The following is a 20207-nucleotide window of genomic DNA, read 5'->3' as shown; positions in this document are numbered from 1 at the left end:
CTCCATTATTAATTTGATTTTGGATCTAAAGCATCTCGTAACCCATCTCCTAAGAAGTTAAAGGAGAGAACGAGAAGCATAATACAAAGACCTGGGAAAATAGCGACATAGGAATGTGTTTCCAGGTACGTACTACCAACCTTTAGAATATTGCCCCATTCAGGAATGTGTGGCTCAATGCCGAGCCCTAAGAAACTTAAACTACTTGTTGAAATCACAGCACCACCAATGGTTAATGTTGCTTTGACAATCATCGGTGCTAGAGAGTTAGGAACAATATGCTTAAAAATGATTGCAGCATCAGATGCTCCTAATGCTCTGGCTGATTCCACGAATTCGAAATTAGAGAGCTGCATTACATTAGCGCGCATGGTACGGGCATACGTTGGAATTGCTCCAACACTTAGTGCGATGATTAAATTAATGGTATTGGCACCAAACGCCGCGATAATAGCAATTGCTAGTAAAATTCCAGGAATGGCATATAAAATATCAAGACTTCGCATGATTATGTTGTCTGTCGCTTTTCCGTAATAACCTGAAAATGCTCCAAGCGTACCGCCGATAAATGCAGGTATAATCGTTGAGCAAAGCCCGACAATAAGCGATATTTGTGCACCGAAAACAATGCGAGAAAATAAATCACGTCCGTAATTATCGGTGCCTAGTGGATATTCTAAAGAAGGTGTTTGTAACAATGCTCCATAGTTATTTTCAATAGCGAAGTCATAGTCAAATGTCCAAGAGCTTGTTACGGATAAGGAGAACATAAATACTATGAAAAATAACCCGAAGACTGCCATCGTATTGCGTAAAATCTTTTCCCAAATTCTCTGCCATTTTTCAATTGTAGATGGATTCGACTTTCGAGCTTTTTGAATAAGGCTATACCCTAGCAATGTTGCAAATAGATTGCCAGTCAAAGAGGCAATAAGCAGCAAAATGCCAGGAAACAGCATCCATTTCGGTGCAGCCTCGGAAGTTACAAATTTTGTACATAGAATTAACATCACGATATAAAAGATTGCAAGGAGTAAGAAAAGCCCCATTGCTAGTAAAAACGTATCTGTGACATACGGTTTAAATAAGTTCAGTGCTGAAATACCGATAATAAAAAGCTGAGTGATGAATGCATAAGCTGCAAAAGTATATTCAGCTGTCTTACTTTTTGACATAAGCAAAAAAGCAAAAGATGTAGAAAAAATATTGCCTGAAACTATCGTCAATAACAGTGGATAACTGAGTAATCGAGTGCTTTTTTGTATGTCATTATGGCTGGCTAAATCTTGTTTAATTCGTAAAGTCAGGAAACCAACATAGGCTGTGGTAATTGCATAAATGACGAAAAAGATTAAGACGATTGGTCGCCAGCTTTGAGTAGAGAAATTATAGCTATAAGCTAGAAACAATAAAGAAAACAGTAAGGAAAAGACAAATGTAAAATGTGAATTGACATATTCCTGTGTAATCTTCAAAAGTAGTTTGGCATGTAAGCTGTTTTTCAATGGTGATCCCCCTTTAAGACTTCTTCATTTTCGAGCGAATGCGTGGATCGAAAAAGGCATACAAAATATCGATGAATAAATTAACGATCGAAATTGTAATAGCAATATAGACGACTCCACCAAGGATAGCTGGAATGTCCGGAATAAACTGCTTGTCAACAATATAGCTACCAATACCACTAATATTGAAAACCTTTTCTGTAACAGATGCCCCACCTAACATTCCACCAAAAAGAAGTCCAATCACTGTAATAATAGGAATCATGGCATTGCGAATAGCATGCTTTGAAATCACTTTAAATTCATTCAAGCCTTTAGCTCTCGCAGTAATAATGTAATCCTCATGTATCACCTCAAGCATACTGGATCTTGTCATACGGGCAATGGAAGCCGTAATGGATGTTCCTAAGACAACGACGGGCATTATTAAAGATAGCCAGTTTTGAGGATTGTATGTAGCTGGGAACCATTGTAGCTTTAATGCAAACGTTAAAATAAATATCAATCCTTGCCAAAAGCTTGGAATGGATAATCCAATCAAGGCGATAAACATAAATGTATAGTCCAAATATGAATTCGGACGAACAGCGGATATAATGCCGACTGGAATAGCAATAGCGATAGCCATTAATAGTGATAGGATAGCTATTTCAAGTGTGATAGGAAATTTGTTTACAATGCTATTTGTAATATTTTCTTTCCCTGCAAAGGAAGTACCTAAATCAAATGTGAAGAGACCAGATAATGAATTCCATAACTGAGATAAATATGGCTGATCCAAGCCGTGAATATGATTAAAATTAGTTATTTGCTCAGGCGTTGCCGTAACGCCAAGTAAGTTTCTTGCTGGATCGAAAGGTGACAAATACAAAATTGTAAACACTAGTGTCGCGACACCTACAATAACGATGAAACTTTGTAGTATTCGTTCAATGGCAAATTGCAGAAATGGATTCGCAAACAATAGAAGGACTACATAAAATAACACAGCAGGTAAAAAAGTAAGGGCCACAAAGTTTTTATTTTTAAGTTGTTGGCTAAAAAATTGTAAATAGGATGGATCTTCTAAACCATCCTTCAATAAATCTTGTTCTACTAACTGCTGCATTTTTGTTTCTGCTAATTTCGAAGCAGTTTCCTGTAATTGTTTTTCTGACACACATTCATGAAAGAATGTAGCTTTGGCTAATTCTTGCTCAGCAAATGTAGCTTGCCATTGTGTAAACAAACCCTTTTCTTTGTAGTACTGACTTCGTTGCTCAAAAGCTTGGCGGTATTGGTGTGAATGTTTTCTTGTTCGATAAAATAAGTATGTAAATGGGTGTACTAAAATACTGAAAAGAAAGAGTAGTGCATTGTATGACTTATGGTGCATGAGCTTTTGATAAACTGAAAAAAAGAATACATGTTCCTTAGTTGTAGAACGAGCTTTTGAAATAACCATGCATTTCCTCCAGACGTAAGTAAAATAATAGAGTGTGGAAAACAACATCAACACACGCTTAGCCAGCTTATTTTTTGTATGGTCTATTGAACAATTAGCAGGATGAAAGATTCAATATTATTATATTGTATAATTCCTATCAGTATTGTAAAGTATGGATTATACTAATAATTAAGTCAATCACAAAATTTACAAAAGGATGGATCGAATGAGTGAAAAGCTTCTAGAAATCAGCGATCTTCGTGTATCTTTTATTACGGGAGAGACAGAGTTTGAAGCCGTTAAAGGCGTTAATTTTCATGTAAATCAAGGTGAAACACTCGGAATTGTGGGGGAATCAGGTAGTGGAAAAAGTGTAACGGCTCGTTCAATAATGCGCCTATTACCATCACCACCTTCATATCTAAAGTCAGGAAATATTTTGTTTAAAGGACAAGAGATTACTTCATTGAGCGAAAAACAAATGGAGGCAATCCGTGGACAAGATATTAGTATGATTTTTCAAGATCCAATGACATCTACGAATCCAACTATTCGTATTGGTGAACAAGTGGCTGAAAGTTTAATAAAGCATCAGTCAATGTCCAAAGCTGAGGCATATAAGCAAACAATAGAGTTATTAAAGCTTGTAGGCATTCGAAATGCAGAAGAACGATATAAACAATATCCGCATGAGTTTTCAGGGGGAATGCGCCAACGTGTTATGATTGCCATGGCACTTGCTTGCCGTCCATCTTTACTAATTGCAGATGAACCGACTACAGCCCTTGATGTAACTATTCAAGCGCAAATCTTGAAATTAATGCGAGATATGCAAAAAAAGATGGGCACTTCAATCATATTAATTACACATGATTTAGGTGTTGTTGCTGGTATGTGCGATCGCATTATTGTTATGAAGGAAGGAGAGATTGTTGAGCAAGGTACAACAGAGGAAATCTTTGAAAATGCTCAACATCCTTATACTAAAAAACTATTAAATGCTCTACCAAAGCTCCACGAGAAAAAGCAGCCTAAACCAATTGCCAATGTACAACTTGGAATAGATAAAAATAAACCTTTAATTGAAGTAACACATCTTTCAAAGGAATTCGCATTAGGACATGGTCAAACAGTAAAGGCCGTCAACGACTTATCGTTCCATATATACCCAGGAGAAACGTTAGGTTTAGTAGGTGAATCAGGTTCAGGGAAATCTACGACAGGTCGAACTATTTTACAGCTTCATCAGCCTACGAATGGAGAAGTCTTATATCAAGGTGTTCCCATTACAAGACTAACGAAAAAGCAGCTTAAAGCAATGCGTCGTCATATGCAAATTATTTTCCAAGATCCATACTCCTCATTGAATCCTCGAAAAAAAATAGTAGATATTATTGGGGAAGCTCTAGATATTCATAAACTCGTTAAAAAGAATGAAGAGCGTCAACAACGTGTGGAGGAATTACTTGAACTTGTAGGTTTAAATAAAGAACATGCAATGCGCTATCCACATGAATTTTCAGGTGGACAACGTCAACGTATTGGTATCGCAAGAGCTTTAGCAGTGGAGCCAAATTTTATTGTTTGTGACGAACCACTTTCAGCACTTGATGTCTCTATTCAAAAGCAGATTGTAGACTTGTTAAAGGATTTACAGCAGCGTCTGGGATTGACCTACTTATTTATTGCACATGATTTGTCTATGGTTAAACATATTAGCGATCGTGTAGCTGTTATGTATGGTGGGAAGATTGTAGAGCTTGCAGAAAGTGAGGAGCTGTACTCTAATCCACAGCACCCATATACACAAGCTTTATTACACTCCATACCGATTCCAGATCCAGCAATAGAAAAGCAAAAATATATGGATACCGAAATTAAGGACATACAAACACTCTATGAGATAGAAAATAGTGAGCTTGTTGAAGTATCCCCAAATCATTGGGTTGCCATTGCAGCTACATAGCTTGAATGTAGTAGCCTGATATTTTACAATAGAAACATCGTGAAACTTTTTAGGACTTTTGATGAATGATGGATTCTTTTAGAAGCTTCCTTAAAGTGTAATGAAGATGAATAGTTGTGAGGGACCTACTACATGAAAATGCAAGATATAAAAACGTTAATTACGAGTGGTACAATCATTCTCGCTGTTGCATTGTATATGATTTTTGGCAGATCACCAGCCCAAGAAAAGGATACAACATCTACTGACCAGCATAGTACTATTTCGATTGAACAGGTTGAAGAAAAAACAGGAAATAAACGCTTTGATGTAGATTATATTAAAGCATATGACGGTGATACAATTCAGGCGACAATAAATGGCAAGAAACAAAAAATTCGCCTATTGATGGTAGATACACCAGAGATGAATTATAACAAAGGTGAAGCGCAGCCTTATGCTGAAGAGGCAAAGGACTATACAATTAAATTGTTAGAACACGCCAAAAAGGTTGAAGCGGTTTACGATGTTGGACCAGAAACAGATAATTATGATCGTTTATTAGCCTATGTCTTTATTGATGATGTAATGCTACAGGAATCTTTATTAAAAGAAGGACTTGCAGCAGTGCGTTTTATCCATAAGCCAAACAATACGTTTGAGGATCAATTTAGAGAAATCCAGCAAGATGCAGAAAAAGAAAAATTAAATATTTGGTCACACCAAAATTATTTCCAAAAAGATGGTTTCCATCCGGAAGTATTAAAATAGAAGATATTAATCAAGGGACTGTCCCAAAAGGCAATGAAAAATGCCTTTTGAGGGCGGTCCTTTTTTTATTCACAAAATATAGTTGTGAATAAATGGAATCCTTTTGCTTCATCAAAATTCTGCTTACCACGCAAGTTCTACAAAGAACATAATAAGCAGTATGAAAAAATTAACACGTTTTTTAGTAGATTTCTCTAGCTGATTATGTTTTTACATGGGAAAGTCACTATGAATCTATTAGTAGGATTACTTCTCCCCCTATAAGCATTGCTTTTCTTAATAGAAAACCCGCATATAGGGGGAGAAGGAGCAACCATGCCTCTATGAGGCAAGACGCTTACCAAGCAATTAAAGATGTAAATATTTTGGCAAAATGTGTTAAAAGAAATAACTATGTTGAACAAGCATTTAAACAATATGATGCACATCGTCAAAAACGTATTCAAGATTTATATAAGCAATGCTGGCAATCAAGCGATGAACTAAGTTATCTGAAGCAAACGCCCCCTTGAAACCGAATAGGAGAGCAACATTTCAAATAATGTTCCATGATATAACTATCTATGTAATTTAACTATGTTTGAACAAGGAGATGGAAGCATGAGTAAGTTAGCAGGCAAAATAGCTTTAGTTACAGGATCAAGTCGAGGAATTGGCCGCAGTATTGCATTGCGTCTGGCACAAGAGGGAGCCTTTGTCGTAGTTCATTACGGGAAAAGACGTAATGAGGCAGAAGCAGTTGTTCACCAGATCGAGCAAAGCGGAGGAAATGCTTGCGCGATTGGTGCTGACCTTAGTACTCTAGATGGCATTCAAGATTTATTTACTACTTTGGATGATACAATTCGGGAATATATGGGCGGTGACGGATTCGATATTCTTGTCAACAATGCTGGAATTGGTCAAATTATCAGTTTAGAAGAGACGACGGAAGAATCATTTGACGAGGTTATGAAGATTAATGTCAAAGCACCACTTTTTGTTACTCAACAAGCTTTGCCACGTTTAAAAGATGGAGGACGCATTATTAATATTTCATCTTTTGTGACACGTGCAGCTTCTCCAAGTGTCTTCACGTACAGTATGTCTAAAGGTGCTATCGACACATTTACGCGTCTTCTAGCCAAACAACTAGGGAGCCGTAATATTACGGTAAACGCCATCCAGCCTGGAATTATTAATACAGAGATGAATGCTGAGACTTTGGAAAACCTTGATGGACAAAAATATGCGGCTGGTCTTTCAATCTTCAACAGATGGGGAGAACCCGAGGATGTGGCAGATATTGCTGCCTTTCTGGCTTCCTCAGACAGCCGTTGGGTAACTGGTCAATTGCTCGATGCAAGTGGCGGATCTCATCTATAGAACCTGTAAGATAACGAATTTATAAGGATCTTCAAATGAAGTGACCCCAAAAAGTTAGACACATATTTTAAGCAGTTATTGAGGAATGAACTCTGTATTGGACAGGGCTCATTCCTTTTTATTTTCCTTTAATTCGTTTGTTATTGTAAATAGAGGTCCTGCCGCATTGCTAGCAAGTTAAAAAATCTGTTGTTCCCCAAAACGATAAAAATAAACTTCGGTACTATAAAAACACAAAATTTCCATTAGGGGGTACTTTAAAATCTTAGCTTGATGATGGGCATGTGGGCGTCTTCCTACCCTTTTAGTTATAGCCCCTGAATCGAAGAACTTCCTCTACGGTTTATCGTTAGCGAATAAATAGCAGAGATGAGGGCTAAGACTACCATAATACCAGCTACCCACGTGTTGATAGTTACAGAATAGCGATCTACAAGTATACCACCCAAACCAGAACCTAAAGCTACTCCAAGATGTAAAAATGAAGTATTTAAACCTAATTGGATATCTGAGGAATCGGGAGCAGACTCGGCTAGATAATTTTGTACTGCTGGACTAAGAGCCCAAACCATCGCACCGTATAGTACGACAACGATCAATAAACTGAGCATTGATCCTGTTGCATAAGGTAATAAGAACAAGGAAACGGCAAAAAGTATAAGAAATGTAAGTATAGTTTTTGCTCCTCCAAACTTATCGGATGCCCAGCCACCTATCCAACCACCTATTATTCCAGCTATACCAAAAACAAGTAAGACCATACTAATCATATTTGTTGATAAGTCCATTGATGTTTTAAGAAAAAGCGTGAAATAAGTATAAACTATGAAATGACCAGTCAGCTCCAAAACTGATATGAGCTGTATTGATGCGATTTTTTTACTTTTTAATGTGGCTATTTGCTTAAGTAAAGGAATTGCTGGTTGTGGTGGAACCTTAGGTAAAAATTTAATGATTCCTACCATAGAAACAATACTTAAGACTGCAACTAATACGAACGTCATCCTCCAACCAAAATTTTCACCGATAATAGTTCCTAGTGGTACACCTAACACTAATGATGCACTTAAACCCATAAAAATTAATCCAATAGCTCTTCCTCTTAATTCCGTTGCAACAGTATTGGCAGCCATTGTTACGGAAGTGACAACCACGATAGAGCAGCTAGCTGCAAGAATAATTCTGGCTATTAATAAGGTTGTAAACTTCGGACTAAATATAGATAAAATATTACCTCCTAGAAAAGTTAACATTGCTATGAGCAGTAATTTACGTTTTTCTACTTTAGAAGTTAAAGCAATAAGTACTGGAGCCCCAAAGGCAAAAACCAATGAAAAAACTGAAACTAACTGACCGACTGCTCCTACAGAAACATGTAAATCTTCTGCAATCATGTTGATTATCCCAGCGATCACCAACTCCACTGTACCAGCAACAAATGTGGCAAGTGCTAAAACAAAAATTCCTATATTCATTAAAAATTCCTCCTAAAAACTATTAAAAAATGAATCTGGAATCAAAGATACTCCTTAGAGTGCACTATAAAGCAAGTGTGATATAATAAAAATATGGAAAAATTATTAACTATTCAGGATATATCCTCAATCACTGGTCTTAGTTCTTACACTTTACGCTACTATGAAAATATTGGTCTTTTATGTGAGATTGAAAGAGATGAAAATGGATATCGTAAATACTCAAAGAGCGATATTTTATGTATAGACTTTCTCATTATGTTACGTAACACAGAAATGCCTGTAAGAGACATGAAAAAATTTGCAGACCTAAGACGTCAAGGTGATTCTACCGTTACTGAAAGACGAGAACTATTAGAAGCTCATCAAGAGAACGTTCTTAACCAAATTAAGCAATTAGAAAATAGTTTAATAAAGGTTAATGAAAAAATTGACTACTATAAAAATTTGGAGGAAAAAGTTAAGTAATATAATTAAATACGTTGATAGAGACCTTTCTAAAAGGTCTTTTTTTTATGAGAAATGGGAAAAAATACATTTGCCTTAGAGTGCACTCTAATCGATATAATTTCATGCTGAAGAAAGATTGGAGGAGAAAAAATGAAATATCGATCTATTGGAGATTTAAGTGTTTCATCCTTAGGATTAGGATGTATGGGCATGTCAGAGTACTATGGAACTCAAAATGATGAGGAATCGATTGCTACATTGCATTACGCATTAGAACTCGGTGTTAACTTTTTTGATACAGCTGATCAATATGGAGTGGGGAAAAACGAAGAATTAGTCGGTCAAGCATTAAAAAATGTCAGACAACAGATCAACATAGCTACCAAATTTGCTTTTGAAAGAGATGAGAGTGGGAAGGTAATTAAAATTAACGGTAGCCCGGAATATGTAAAAAAGGCCTGTGAAGCAAGCCTAAGACGGTTAAATACTGACTACATCGATATATATTATCTACACCGTGTAGATCCCAGTGTTCCCATAGAAGAGACAGTTGGTGCTATGAAGGAATTAGTTGAAGAAGGTAAAGTACGACATATTGGGCTTTCAGAAGTATCTTCTCAAACGATAAAACGAGCACAAAAAGTACATCCTATAGCTGCATTACAGACAGAGTATTCAATATGGACTAGAGATATTGAAGAGGAAATATTACCACTTTGCCGTAAACTAAATATCGCCGTTGTACCATATAGTCCTCTGGGACGAGGTTTTTTATCTGGAAAAATTAAGTCAGTCGATAAATTCGTAGAGAACGATTTTAGAAGGAACGCACCTCGATTTCAGGGAGGCAACTTCAATCTAAACCTTTCTTTGATTCGACAGCTAGAAGATATAGCAAACCAACTGAATATTAGTCCTGCACAACTAGCATTAACATGGTTGATGTCTAATGGATTAGATATCATCCCTATACCAGGGACAAAAAGGAGATCCTACTTAAAAGAAAATATCGCTGCAATAGATTTTGAATTGCCAAAGGATGTAAAGGATTTCATAGATAAAGCGATACCTGTAGGTTCAGCAGCTGGTGATAGATATCCTGTACATTCTATGAAACTATTAAATCAGTGAAAGAAGGCTATATAATTGGAAGTTTGGAAAAAGAATATGTATATTTTGAGCATTGCACAATTTTTAGTCATGTCTGCATTTAGCTTAATTATACCTTTTATTCCAGTGTATCTTAAAAGTGATTTGAATGTTCACTCTCAAACTGATATTCAGCTTTGGACAGGGATGATTTTTGGAGCTACTTTTTTATCTGCTTTTCTTTTTCAGCCGATATGGGGAAAGATTGCAGATCGAACGAGTAGGAAAACTATACTAATCCGTTCAGCCATTGGAATGGCATTTGCCACATTCTTAATGACCTATAGCACAACAGCTTGGCACTTATTAGTTCTACGTTTTATCTTAGGGATTTTTGGTGGTTTTATCCCTGCCTCTTCTCCATTCATCACAATGAATACGCCTAAAGAAAAAATAGGTTATGCACTCGGTATAGCTCAATCGGGTGCTTACACCGGGAATATTTTTGGACCGTTAATAGGTGGAGTTTTGGGACAGTGGATAGGATTTTATAAAATCCTTTATGTGTCTAGCGCTATGTTACTGATATCAGGGGCACTTATTTTATTCTTTTTAACAGAAATTAATAAACCTGAACCAAGTACATTGAAAGTTCCTATTCCTAAGAGAGGACGTATTAATTTTTTCTCTGAACTACGGGAAATTACGAAAGAACCTCTAATTGGAGTTTTGTTTATGGTTGGATTTCTTATTCAGTTTTCAACGATGAGTACTTCACCATTTTTGGCCACATATGTAGAAAGTATGTGGAACAATGATGTCTTTTTAACAACGATGGTAGGTTTAGCGGTTTCTATCTCGGGTTTCTCTATTACAATATTTTCTCCCATTTTAGGTAGGAAAGCAGATCAAGTGGGTCCTGAAATTATTTTGTTAATTTCTTTGTTAGGGAATTTTATTTGTTATGTTTCCCAAGCGTTAGTTTCTTCTATATGGCTATTTCTGCTCGCTAGGTTCTTAATGGGGATATTTATAGGTGGTCTTCTTCCGTCGGTAATAAGTTTAATACGAAAAAATGCACCTGAAAATATGGAAAGTTTAACATTCGGTTATTATCATAGTGCTCTATTTTTAGGAAATCTAATTGGTCCTTTACTTGGGGGATATTTAAGTGGAATAATCCACATAAAAGGGGTTATTTTTTTGGCTGGTCTGCTCTTTTTAGTAAATAGTTTCATTTTAAAATTTCATTTGTTTAGACAAGAATCCTATGTATCTTTACTTAAGAGAGTCATTTCCATCCGGAGGTATTAACATAAAAAGCTCCATTTACTGATTGCTCAGTGAATGGAGCTTTTTCGTTAATTACGTGTATCGCTAGTGTACTCTAACTTTTAGCGTGAGTATTTGTATGACACTATATGTAGGACCTGAATTTCATATTTCAAAGTCAAATTGTTGGATAGAGTATATAAAAGCCTATCATTTGTATTATTTTGCATCTTTTGTCCACTCTGAAACTTTATCTTCATTGTCTTTAATCCATTTTTTTGCAGCCTCTTTAGGATCAGTGCCTTTCATAATATCAAACATAACACTTTCAATATCTTCTGGAGTCCAGTGGAAGTTGTTAAGAACACTATACGCTCCCGGATTATCTTCTTTCAATCCGTTACGTGCAAATGTACCAATATATTCTTCAGTTCCGTATATACCCTTAGGATCGTCTAAATATTTTAAATCAAAAGCGTTAAATTTCCAGTGTGGAGACCAACCTGTAACGATGATTTCTTCATTTTTCGCAATGGCTTGAGTAAGGGCTGCTGTCATTGCGCCTGCAGATGAAGTAACTACATTCCAGCCTTCAAGGTTACTATATTCTTTATAAGCATTTTCCGTAGTTGCTGTCATATTTGCTCCTGGATCAATGCCAGTGATCGTTTTACCAGCTTCATCTGTTAAATCTTCGATAGAATTTACATCCATATAACTAGGGACAACTAAGCCAATTTTTGCGCCTGCTAGGTTTTCACCCAAATCGTCTATTTTATCCTTGTACTTCTTAACTTGTGGAGCATGTGTTTGTGGTAGCCAAGCTGACACCATGCCATCGACCTCTCCTTTGGCAAGAGCCTCCCACATAATTCCGTTATCTAATGGTGTTAGTGTTACATCATATCCTAAATCTTCTAGAACTTGTCCTACTACGTTTGTAGAAGCAATTTCAGTATCCCACTCAACATAGGCTAAGTTCACTTCATTTTTTTCTTTATTTTTCGTGCCCTCACTATCTGAGCTACAAGCAGTTAATACGAACATGAATGCTAAAGCCAATCCTACCTTCAATAATTTACTGAATCTCATAGAATCTCCCTCTCTTTATTATAGGATGAGATATATCTAAATATTAACAAGTAACAACTTAAAGTTATCAAAAGGTTGTTACTTTTGTCAAATCGGCTTCAATAGAAAAATTGTTTAAACTCCGATAGCGAATGATAGAACAAGTTTCCGAAGTTAACCTCGAATCTATGGAATCATGCGGAATAGGTTACTAAAATAAATAAAATATCTTTGGGTTTTAGTTAGTAAACGTACAAAATGAAGCTGATTTTGATGAAACTTAAAATTGCAAGAAAAAAGATTATCAAATTTTGCTCGAAAACTAACAAAGTATGATTTTATTGATTTATACATTAAAGAGATTTTTTGTAAATGGAAAATCACTTAATAATCTATCAACTTACGAACACGGTATAGTAAAGGTGATTATATAATAGAGAGTTTGAGTGGTAGTGTTGCCATTGTAGGATATAAGGATAAATCAAGGGATATGTGTATACCACCACTTGTATTTTACAAGGAAAATATTTTAGTTTTCTTCAAAAGTGCCTATGACATATGTTCAATTTTACATCTAGCCTTGAGAAAGTCTATGGCGCTGAGAAACACCCTCTCACGATAAAAAATTCTGTAGATGATATGGTTTTAAGATGAAAAATTAGAATTGAAAATCCCTAAAAGATAGATGTTTTGAATGGATTTATAGGATTATCAAGTTTTGCACGAAAACGAACAAAAAGTGATTTTGCTTGTTTTAAAATGCTTGTTATAGTGTAAATAAGCTTGAAAACAAGAGGCTATATTCACAGTTTCCCAAAATGAGTGAATGTGATGAAAATAAGCTGCATTTGTCGTTTGCAAGAAAATTTAAATAGTCATTAACATCTGATTTATTGTCTGAGTAGTTATAAAGTATTAAAAATAATGCTTTTTAATGTTTAGTGTTGTAAAAAAGCGGGAATAGAATTTATTGATAAGAGTTATATAAACTTATCTAAATTCAAATAAATGGTTTATTAGTATGACACAGCTGGGTTTACTGGTGGAAGACATTGAGGTGTATTTATGTATAATTTTTTGGATCGTACATCTTTGCAGAAGGTGGAAATTCTACATCATATTTATGAAGAACAGAGGCTATATTCAAGTTTAGAGTTATCTCAAATGATGGGTTTGTCTGAAAGAACAATTTTGAAAATAGTAGATGAGATAGCAATTGATTTAGATTTTATTACAGAATCTGCTGTTATCCAAAAAGAAGAGCTTAAGTATTTTCAATTAATTTATAAAGATAATTTTTCTATGAAGACTATAGAAAGATATTATTTACAAAACTCATTAACATATAAAGCTTTTGATGAGATGTTTTACAATAAATTTTTTGATATTAACATGTTTGTTTTGGACAATTTCACTAGCCCTGCATCCGTGTATCGACGAATAAAAAAAGTTAAGCCTTTGTTAGATCAATTTCACTTGAAGTATACATCTTATGCGGAAGTCAGTCTTGAAGGGACAGAAAAGCAATTTCGTTATTTTTATTTCTTGTTCTACTGGAATTCGTGTTGGGGAGAGGAATGGCCATTTACTCTAGTTTCAAGAGAAGAAATCCTAGAATTAATGGAAGAAGTAGACATAGCCTATTCCGAACATCTTTTATATTGGCTGGCTATTTGCTTAACGCGGGCAAAACTAAGTTGCTTAATTGAATATCATCCCATGTATGCTAACTTTACGAAACATCATCATAACTATGAGCAATTATCAAAAAAAATTAAGTATATATTTAAAGAATTTACTGATTTATCAGACGGAGAAATTGAATTGGAAACAATGTTTTCATTTTCCATAATTAGTTGCATGCGTAATTATCAGAAAAAAGATACTGCAGTAAGTTCATTGATGAACTTTGCACAGCATCATAATCAGGAATTATTTGTACAAGCAACTATATATTGGATGGAAATATTCGTGGAGCATTTTTCAGTTACTTTAGATGTAGAAGAATATGGGGCACTCTTTGTAAACTTACTGCATCTTCATTATTTTATTTTATCTTTTTCTGGTCCAGCCAATTTATTTAAAGAAGACCTTTATAAAAAGCGATTAGAAATGCATGAAACTGCTCAAATAGAAATCATGAATCAGTTTTATGATCGACTATTAGAAAATAAGGCTTTCGCCATCGTATTTAAACGCAGAGAAGTATTAATTGGTAGATATCATAAATTACTAAAACAAACAATTGATTTTGCAAATAGAGATTCAATTAAAATTAAAATATTTTCAATGATAAATGATGTTCCTTATCTATTCAGTCAAGTTAAACGTCTTTTTATCCATGTTGAGTTATGTTCTGAGGATGAAGAGGCGGAATTAATTATAACAGATCGCTTATATTTAAATATTAACAAAAACTTAGAAGATATATTTGTATGGAATACAGTTCCAGACAGAAGAGACTATGATAGATTAGCAAGAAAACTACAGGAAATCTATTTCAATAAATACCAACAGCCAAATAAGCTATTATTGAAAACTTTATTAAGTGAAGTTTAAAGAAATTAACGGGGATGGAGGTTGAATTATGTTTAGGAAAAGTAAAGAGAAGGAGATAGGTAACGGCATTTTATTACTCGACAGTAATATAAAAATGAATATTCAAATTGGTAGTGAAATAGAGAAACAAATAAAAATGATTAATTTTTCAATAGCTTCTTTCGGCGCAAGAACATAATGAACATTCACAAGAAGAAATTAATATTTTTGCCAATGTTGTAAATGAGTTAGGTAGAGCATTTGAAGAGGTTGCTTTGTAGGCTGACCGGCTTGCTAGTTTTGCTAATGAATTAAACAATTGATGAGGAGTCGTCTAAATGTGTAAAAATATACCGAAGGAATTAACGTATTATTTAAAATTGGGTGATGCTGTTGTAATCATTGATGAAGATCAATTAATTATCGATGTAAATCAACAATATGAAACGATCACCGGCTATAAAAGAGAATTTCTTATCGGATTACCGGTAGAATGTTTAAAATCGAGTGTAACACCATTCGTTATGTATAAATCGTTAAAAAGTACATTAAAAAAAGGACAACCATGGTCTGGGACAATGGTGAATATCAACAAATCATTAGAGCTAAGGTACTCATTTATAACGATTACGCCAATTGAAATAAAAGGAATTGTTTATTATATAGGAGTAATGCGCTTAGCGGAACAATTATTGATAGAAGAAGTGAATCAGAACCAAATTGACAAAAAGGAGCTATTTAAGTTGTTAGCTCTATCAAGTGAAATGCGCGATGTAAGTATAGCAGAACACCTTTTAAATGTGCAAAAGTTATTAGAGGAATTCTTACTAAGCCTCTTTGAAGATAGAACATATAATTTATCGTTAGAGTATATAAATAAAGTTATAGAATACAGCGTTTTACATGATATTGGAAAAACAGGTATACCAGAATCGATTCTCTATAAAACTGGGCCACTAACAGTCTATGAGAAAAAAATTATGAAAATGCATCCTCTTATGGGGGTAGATGTATTGAATAAACTATCTGAAGAAATGAACAATAAAGTTTTTGATGACAAAAAAATGGCTGAAAATATTATTAAATATCATCATGAGAATTGGGATGGAACAGGATATCCAATGGGTTTAAAAGGAGAAGAAATTCCTTTTGAGGCGAGAGTCCTTTCAATAGTAGATGTATACGACGCTTTAATAAGTAATAGAGCTTATAAAAAAGCTTGGACAAAAGAAGAAGCTCTTTCTTATTTAAAAGAACAGAAGGGTATTAAGTTTGACCCTAATTTAGTAGAAGTGTTTGTCGAAAAAGTTATTCATAAAAATAGTATTGTTTTATAAGTCCAAAACTTTGAGTTATAGGGGAAACTACAATATTTAATTTCCATAATTAATCTATATTGTAAAAAAATAAGATGAAATCATCATAACGGTGGTTGATTTCCGTTCCGACTGGGGGCGTCAGATGAGCCGCTTAGGCAACAAATGTTTTCTGCGCGAAAGCGAAGCGACAGCGGCAAATGTTTTCTGCGCGAAAGCGAAGCGACAGCGGCAAATGTTTTCTGCGCGAAAGCGAAGCGACAGCGGCAAATGTTTTCTGCGCGAAAGCGAAGCGACAGCGGCAAATGTTTTCTGCGTGAAAGCGTAGTGCTAACGTAGCGTCAGCGGCACGATGTTAGTCACGAAGGCGTTATCACAGGATGTGATGCTTTAAGCCTTCGTTCCTCTATTGCTAATCCCGAAGGAGTCCAGTCTCCACTCAAATCACTTATATGGTATACGTTTTAACAAATGTGTCATCTTACAACTTTTGGTGATGAGTCAAAATAATAATAGATATAACGGAGGATCATATGAAGTTTTTAAAAAATACATCATTGGTTGGAAAATTCGGAATATTGAATACATTTATGTTGATAGCAATTGTCATGATAGGGTTTACTGGAATATATGGCGTTAAAGAAATGAATGATAATGCAAAGCATATTTACGAAGATAATTTAACATCTGTCTATTTATTAAGCAATATTTCAATTAACCAGCAAAAAATAACTAATTTAAAGTTCAAAATTTTTTATAACTCACAAAATAATGATGAGAAAATCGAATATTACGAAAAAATAGCGGCTTTAGAAGAAGAAAACAGTCGTTCTTTTCAAGATTTAAAGAATACAAAAATGAGCAGCGAGGAAGAAAAGTTAAGTAAGAATTTAGAACAAGTACTTGAAAGTTATAAAAGTACATTAGAATCCATTTTTCAACAAGTTATCTCTGATGCAGATATAGAAAATGCAGATGCATTACTAAAACCTCTGTTAGAAATAGAGAAGCAAAGAGATGATCTTATGGAACAAATAGAAAAAATAAATATTAAAAGTGCTGAAATAAAAAGCGAAGAAAATAATATAGCATATACTAAAACTCTATATAGAAACATCGTTATTGTGGTAATAGTTTATATAATTAGTGTAGGTGTTTTAATTTATTTAAGCAGATATGTTAAAAAGGCAATCTCCAATATTAAGGATGTTATGTCTGCACTTGAAAATGGTGATTTAACGCGAAATGCCCCGGTGATATACTCGGATGACCTTGGAAAAATCACTAAAGGGTTGAACAATTCGGTTTCACATATTCAGGAACTTGTTTCTAATGTTAGTAGCACATCAGCACAAATGAGTATTTTAAGTGAAGATTTAACTGCCACTATTGAGGAAATCACTGCTTCAATGGATGAAATTGATACAACTACAAAGGATGTTGCTATGGGGAGTACCACACTAAGTGCAACAACCGAACAATTAAATGCGACTGCAAATGAAGTGCTTGATAGTACGGAAAAATTAAATGAGAAAACAGAATATAGTCTTGAGTTCTCCCGAAAAGTAAAAGATAGAGCAATTAATATTAAGGAAACAGCTGTTCAAGCATACAGTACAGCTCGTAATCTATATGACGATAAACAAAAGCTAGTTTTAGAAGCGATTCAAGCCGGAAAAATCGTATCCGAAGTAAAAGTAATGTCCGATACAATAGCAGATATTGCAGATCAAACTAATTTATTAGCCTTAAATGCAGCTATCGAGGCCGCAAGAGCAGGCGAGCAAGGTAAAGGTTTTGCTGTTGTAGCTGATGAAGTCCGGAAATTAGCCGAACAATCATCTGAAACCGTTCAAAAAATACAAATTATTACTAGTGAAGTAGAACAAGCATTTACGAATGTGTCTATCAATGCGCAAGAGCTTTTACACTTTATAGACAATAAAGTAACACCTGATTATGAGCTTTTCCAAAACAGTGGAATTCAATATGAAGAAGATGCTATGTACTTTAATAAATTAATAACTGAAGTGACAACATTTGTTGGAACGATGAAGTATTCTATGCTAGAAATACAAAAAGCGATCGAAAATGTATCAAATGTCGCTATAGAGTCATCTGATCAGTCAAATGATATAGCAAAGAGTATTTCAGAAACATTACAAGCAATACAGCATGTGGCAGAGTCATCCGTTGAAACCGCAAATATTGCTGAGAAGATTTCCAAACAATTGAATAATTTCAAGTTATAAGATAACAGTACCCGCGAATAAAAGATGAAAAAATTTAAGTAATTTCGAGTCTTCCGCGGGTATTGGCGTTTATGTAGAGCTTATGTCATTATGTGAAATAGTCATTGAATCAAGGGCAATCCCAATCTCTCAGTAAATCCGTTCAAAACATAGATGAACAAAAATTTTTTCCCTTCATATCCTATGTGAGAATGGATTTTACGTTATTGAGGAGGAAAAGAATGCATTGGATAGCCATCATTCTTATTGGGATAGCTGCCAACTTAGATAATTTAGGGATTGGTCTCGCCTATGGTATTAAGCGAGTGAAGATACCCGTATTATCCAATGCGGTAATTGCTCTAATTTCAATGATCGTCACATACGCTGCAGTAACAGCTGGAAGCGTAGTTATTAATTTTATCTCTCCAGATTTCGCAAATTTAATAGGAAGTCTTTTACTTTGTGCTATTGGGATATGGACTTTATTATCTAGTCGCTTTTCTAAACAAGGAATATTGGGAAATCCGGAAGTATTCGATGAGGATAAAAATTATATAATTTCGATTCGAGAAGCAATGACGCTCGGCTTTGTCTTATCAGCCAACTGTTTAGCAGGAGGAATAGCACTTGGAGCTAATGGTATTTCTGCGATCTGGACAGTTATTTCTATCGGTATTTTTTCGTTCATAACAGTAGGCGCCGGTGTTCATTTTGGAGTCTTACTTACCAAGACTTTTATTGGAAAACACTCAACCGCTATTTCTGGGTGGTTACTAATTCTTATAGGGATCATTGAAATAGTTTCTTAAATATACATTTTAAAAAAATTTAAAAATAACTTGACGTAAGTAAATTATTAATATATAGTAAGTTACATAAAGTAATCAATTACTTTTAGTAACTACTTTTAACTAGGATGTACAAAGAAGTAACTACAAATGTTTAACCCTTAAAAAATTAGGGAACATAATTAATGTAGTTGCTTCATATTATAAAATATATCTCGAAATCGAGATAAAATCAACTTAATTGGAGGAATTTATAATGGCAAAATGGAACATTGATTTAGGGCACTCAGCAATTAACTTTCAAGTGAAACACATGATGGTATCAAAAGTAAAAGGTGTTTTCGATACTTATTCAGCAGATATTGAAGCGGCAGATCTTGCAGATTTAACAACAGCAAACATTAGCTTTACAATTGATCCAGCTAGCATTAATACACGTAGTGAAGATCGTGATAATCACTTAAAAGCAGCAGATTTTTTCGATGCTGAAAAATATCCGACAATTACATTCAAGTCTACAAACATTGCAAAAAAATCAGATGATGAATATGCGGTTACAGGTGATTTAACAATTAAAGACGTAACGAAATCAGTAACATTTGATACTGAATTTAATGGTAAAGGTACAAATCCATGGGGCCAAGAAGTTTATGGCTTTGAATCTACAACATCAATCAATCGTGAAGATTTTGGCTTAACTTGGAATGCTGCATTGGAAACTGGCGGTGTTCTAGTTGGGAAAGACATTAAAATTACAGTTGAACTGGAAGTAAACCCAGCTTAACTTCTTTCAGTTGAAATAGAGGAACTCAGTCTAAGAACACCACGTCCTGTGGCAATTTATCTGTGCGAAAGCGAAGCGACAGCAACGACAACACACGACTGAGTGACCAACATCACGTTGGAGTTCTTTGTGCTAGCACAAAGCCGATTCCGGACACAATTATGCCGAGGCATAATTG

The 20207-nt window shown here is 34.7% G+C and carries 18 protein-coding genes; 14 read left to right on the top strand and 4 right to left on the bottom strand.

Going from position 1 to position 20207, the window contains the following annotated elements:
* Window positions 1–8: 8 nt before the first annotated feature.
* The gene (locus tag AC1DCY_RS10140; RefSeq protein ID WP_477349744.1) at window positions 9–1505 is read right to left on the bottom strand and encodes an ABC transporter permease; all 1497 of its coding nucleotides are present in this window, start codon (window positions 1503–1505) and stop codon (window positions 9–11) included.
* A 13-nt stretch (window positions 1506–1518) separates the two neighbouring features.
* Entirely contained in the window at window positions 1519–2949 is a 1431-nt protein-coding gene (locus tag AC1DCY_RS10135; RefSeq protein ID WP_477349742.1) for an ABC transporter permease, read from the bottom strand.
* Window positions 2950–3157: 208 nt separating this feature from the next.
* Here AC1DCY_RS10135 and AC1DCY_RS10130 point away from each other — a divergent pair, with 208 nt between their 5' ends.
* The 4 genes from AC1DCY_RS10130 (at window position 3158) to AC1DCY_RS10115 (ending at window position 7012) form a co-directional block, all read left to right on the top strand.
* A complete protein-coding gene (locus tag AC1DCY_RS10130; RefSeq protein WP_477349740.1) occupies window positions 3158–4897 on the top strand; it encodes an ABC transporter ATP-binding protein in 1740 nt (579 codons plus the stop codon).
* Window positions 4898–5029: 132 nt separating this feature from the next.
* Window positions 5030–5647, top strand: a complete 618-nt coding sequence (locus AC1DCY_RS10125; RefSeq protein WP_477349738.1) for a thermonuclease family protein — start codon at window positions 5030–5032, stop codon at window positions 5645–5647.
* 323 nt (window positions 5648–5970) lie between these two features.
* Window positions 5971–6159 carry a hypothetical protein gene (locus tag AC1DCY_RS10120; protein ID WP_477349737.1) on the top strand — a complete coding sequence of 63 codons (189 nt, stop codon included), beginning with the start codon at window positions 5971–5973 and terminating at the stop codon, window positions 6157–6159.
* An 88-nt stretch (window positions 6160–6247) separates the two neighbouring features.
* On the top strand, window positions 6248–7012 hold the full coding sequence (locus AC1DCY_RS10115) for an SDR family oxidoreductase (protein ID WP_053595484.1): 765 nt from the start codon (window positions 6248–6250) through the stop codon (window positions 7010–7012).
* 308 nt (window positions 7013–7320) lie between these two features.
* Here AC1DCY_RS10115 and AC1DCY_RS10110 read toward each other — a convergent pair whose 3' ends face one another.
* A complete protein-coding gene (locus AC1DCY_RS10110; protein WP_477349735.1) occupies window positions 7321–8487 on the bottom strand; it encodes an MFS transporter in 1167 nt (388 codons plus the stop codon).
* 93 nt (window positions 8488–8580) lie between these two features.
* On the opposite strand from AC1DCY_RS10110, the gene AC1DCY_RS10105 reads away from it, so the two are divergent.
* The 3 genes from AC1DCY_RS10105 to AC1DCY_RS10095 all read left to right on the top strand — a co-directional run bounded on the left by AC1DCY_RS10105 (window position 8581) and on the right by AC1DCY_RS10095 (window position 11340).
* Complete coding sequence (locus AC1DCY_RS10105) at window positions 8581–8955, top strand: MerR family transcriptional regulator (RefSeq protein ID WP_370076790.1); 375 nt, start codon at window positions 8581–8583, stop codon at window positions 8953–8955.
* Window positions 8956–9087: 132 nt separating this feature from the next.
* On the top strand, window positions 9088–10068 hold the full coding sequence (locus AC1DCY_RS10100; RefSeq protein ID WP_477349733.1) for an aldo/keto reductase: 981 nt from the start codon (window positions 9088–9090) through the stop codon (window positions 10066–10068).
* 15 nt (window positions 10069–10083) lie between these two features.
* Window positions 10084–11340: an MFS transporter gene (locus AC1DCY_RS10095; RefSeq protein ID WP_477349731.1), complete on the top strand. Its 1257-nt coding sequence runs from the start codon at window positions 10084–10086 to the stop codon at window positions 11338–11340.
* Between the two features lie 177 nt (window positions 11341–11517).
* On the opposite strand, the gene AC1DCY_RS10090 is transcribed toward AC1DCY_RS10095, so the two are convergent.
* Complete coding sequence (locus AC1DCY_RS10090) at window positions 11518–12390, bottom strand: glycine betaine ABC transporter substrate-binding protein (RefSeq protein WP_477349730.1); 873 nt, start codon at window positions 12388–12390, stop codon at window positions 11518–11520.
* A gap of 1044 nt (window positions 12391–13434) precedes the next feature.
* Between AC1DCY_RS10090 and AC1DCY_RS10085 the strand changes: the two genes are divergently transcribed.
* The 7 genes from AC1DCY_RS10085 to AC1DCY_RS10055 all read left to right on the top strand — a co-directional run bounded on the left by AC1DCY_RS10085 (window position 13435) and on the right by AC1DCY_RS10055 (window position 20029).
* Window positions 13435–14928, top strand: a complete 1494-nt coding sequence (locus AC1DCY_RS10085; protein WP_477349728.1) for a helix-turn-helix domain-containing protein — start codon at window positions 13435–13437, stop codon at window positions 14926–14928.
* 28 nt (window positions 14929–14956) lie between these two features.
* Entirely contained in the window at window positions 14957–15106 is a 150-nt protein-coding gene (locus AC1DCY_RS10080; protein WP_477349726.1) for a hypothetical protein, read from the top strand.
* Window positions 15107–15245: 139 nt separating this feature from the next.
* The gene (locus tag AC1DCY_RS10075; RefSeq protein ID WP_477349724.1) at window positions 15246–16244 is read left to right on the top strand and encodes an HD domain-containing phosphohydrolase; all 999 of its coding nucleotides are present in this window, start codon (window positions 15246–15248) and stop codon (window positions 16242–16244) included.
* A 124-nt stretch (window positions 16245–16368) separates the two neighbouring features.
* The gene (locus AC1DCY_RS10070; RefSeq protein WP_477349722.1) at window positions 16369–16551 is read left to right on the top strand and encodes a hypothetical protein; all 183 of its coding nucleotides are present in this window, start codon (window positions 16369–16371) and stop codon (window positions 16549–16551) included.
* A gap of 205 nt (window positions 16552–16756) precedes the next feature.
* Window positions 16757–18475 carry a methyl-accepting chemotaxis protein gene (locus AC1DCY_RS10065; RefSeq protein ID WP_477349720.1) on the top strand — a complete coding sequence of 573 codons (1719 nt, stop codon included), beginning with the start codon at window positions 16757–16759 and terminating at the stop codon, window positions 18473–18475.
* 221 nt (window positions 18476–18696) lie between these two features.
* The gene (locus AC1DCY_RS10060) at window positions 18697–19266 is read left to right on the top strand and encodes a manganese efflux pump (RefSeq protein ID WP_477349718.1); all 570 of its coding nucleotides are present in this window, start codon (window positions 18697–18699) and stop codon (window positions 19264–19266) included.
* A gap of 235 nt (window positions 19267–19501) precedes the next feature.
* On the top strand, window positions 19502–20029 hold the full coding sequence (locus tag AC1DCY_RS10055; RefSeq protein ID WP_460011419.1) for a YceI family protein: 528 nt from the start codon (window positions 19502–19504) through the stop codon (window positions 20027–20029).
* Window positions 20030–20207: the final 178 nt, after the last annotated feature.

The sequence above is a fragment of the Lysinibacillus sp. 10T31 genome (assembly GCF_056394365.1).
The sequence above is the reverse complement of the archived record's forward strand: the minus strand, read 5'-3'. Positions and strand labels throughout refer to the sequence as shown.

What these genes read in the sequence shown, in the direction of transcription:
- AC1DCY_RS10135 (WP_477349742.1), bottom strand. Translation starts at nt 2,949, where the DNA reads ATGGTTATTTCAAAAGCTCGTTCTACAACTAAGGAACATGTATTCTTT.
- AC1DCY_RS10130 (WP_477349740.1), top strand. Translation starts at nt 3,158, where the DNA reads ATGAGTGAAAAGCTTCTAGAAATCAGCGATCTTCGTGTATCTTTTATT.
- AC1DCY_RS10125 (WP_477349738.1), top strand. Translation starts at nt 5,030, where the DNA reads ATGAAAATGCAAGATATAAAAACGTTAATTACGAGTGGTACAATCATT.
- AC1DCY_RS10120 (WP_477349737.1), top strand. Translation starts at nt 5,971, where the DNA reads ATGAGGCAAGACGCTTACCAAGCAATTAAAGATGTAAATATTTTGGCA.
- AC1DCY_RS10115 (WP_053595484.1), top strand. Translation starts at nt 6,248, where the DNA reads ATGAGTAAGTTAGCAGGCAAAATAGCTTTAGTTACAGGATCAAGTCGA.
- AC1DCY_RS10110 (WP_477349735.1), bottom strand. Translation starts at nt 8,487, where the DNA reads ATGAATATAGGAATTTTTGTTTTAGCACTTGCCACATTTGTTGCTGGT.
- AC1DCY_RS10105 (WP_370076790.1), top strand. Translation starts at nt 8,581, where the DNA reads ATGGAAAAATTATTAACTATTCAGGATATATCCTCAATCACTGGTCTT.
- AC1DCY_RS10100 (WP_477349733.1), top strand. Translation starts at nt 9,088, where the DNA reads ATGAAATATCGATCTATTGGAGATTTAAGTGTTTCATCCTTAGGATTA.
- AC1DCY_RS10090 (WP_477349730.1), bottom strand. Translation starts at nt 12,390, where the DNA reads ATGAGATTCAGTAAATTATTGAAGGTAGGATTGGCTTTAGCATTCATG.
- AC1DCY_RS10085 (WP_477349728.1), top strand. Translation starts at nt 13,435, where the DNA reads ATGTATAATTTTTTGGATCGTACATCTTTGCAGAAGGTGGAAATTCTA.
- AC1DCY_RS10080 (WP_477349726.1), top strand. Translation starts at nt 14,957, where the DNA reads ATGTTTAGGAAAAGTAAAGAGAAGGAGATAGGTAACGGCATTTTATTA.
- AC1DCY_RS10075 (WP_477349724.1), top strand. Translation starts at nt 15,246, where the DNA reads ATGTGTAAAAATATACCGAAGGAATTAACGTATTATTTAAAATTGGGT.
- AC1DCY_RS10070 (WP_477349722.1), top strand. Translation starts at nt 16,369, where the DNA reads ATGAGCCGCTTAGGCAACAAATGTTTTCTGCGCGAAAGCGAAGCGACA.
- AC1DCY_RS10065 (WP_477349720.1), top strand. Translation starts at nt 16,757, where the DNA reads ATGAAGTTTTTAAAAAATACATCATTGGTTGGAAAATTCGGAATATTG.
- AC1DCY_RS10060 (WP_477349718.1), top strand. Translation starts at nt 18,697, where the DNA reads ATGCATTGGATAGCCATCATTCTTATTGGGATAGCTGCCAACTTAGAT.
- AC1DCY_RS10055 (WP_460011419.1), top strand. Translation starts at nt 19,502, where the DNA reads ATGGCAAAATGGAACATTGATTTAGGGCACTCAGCAATTAACTTTCAA.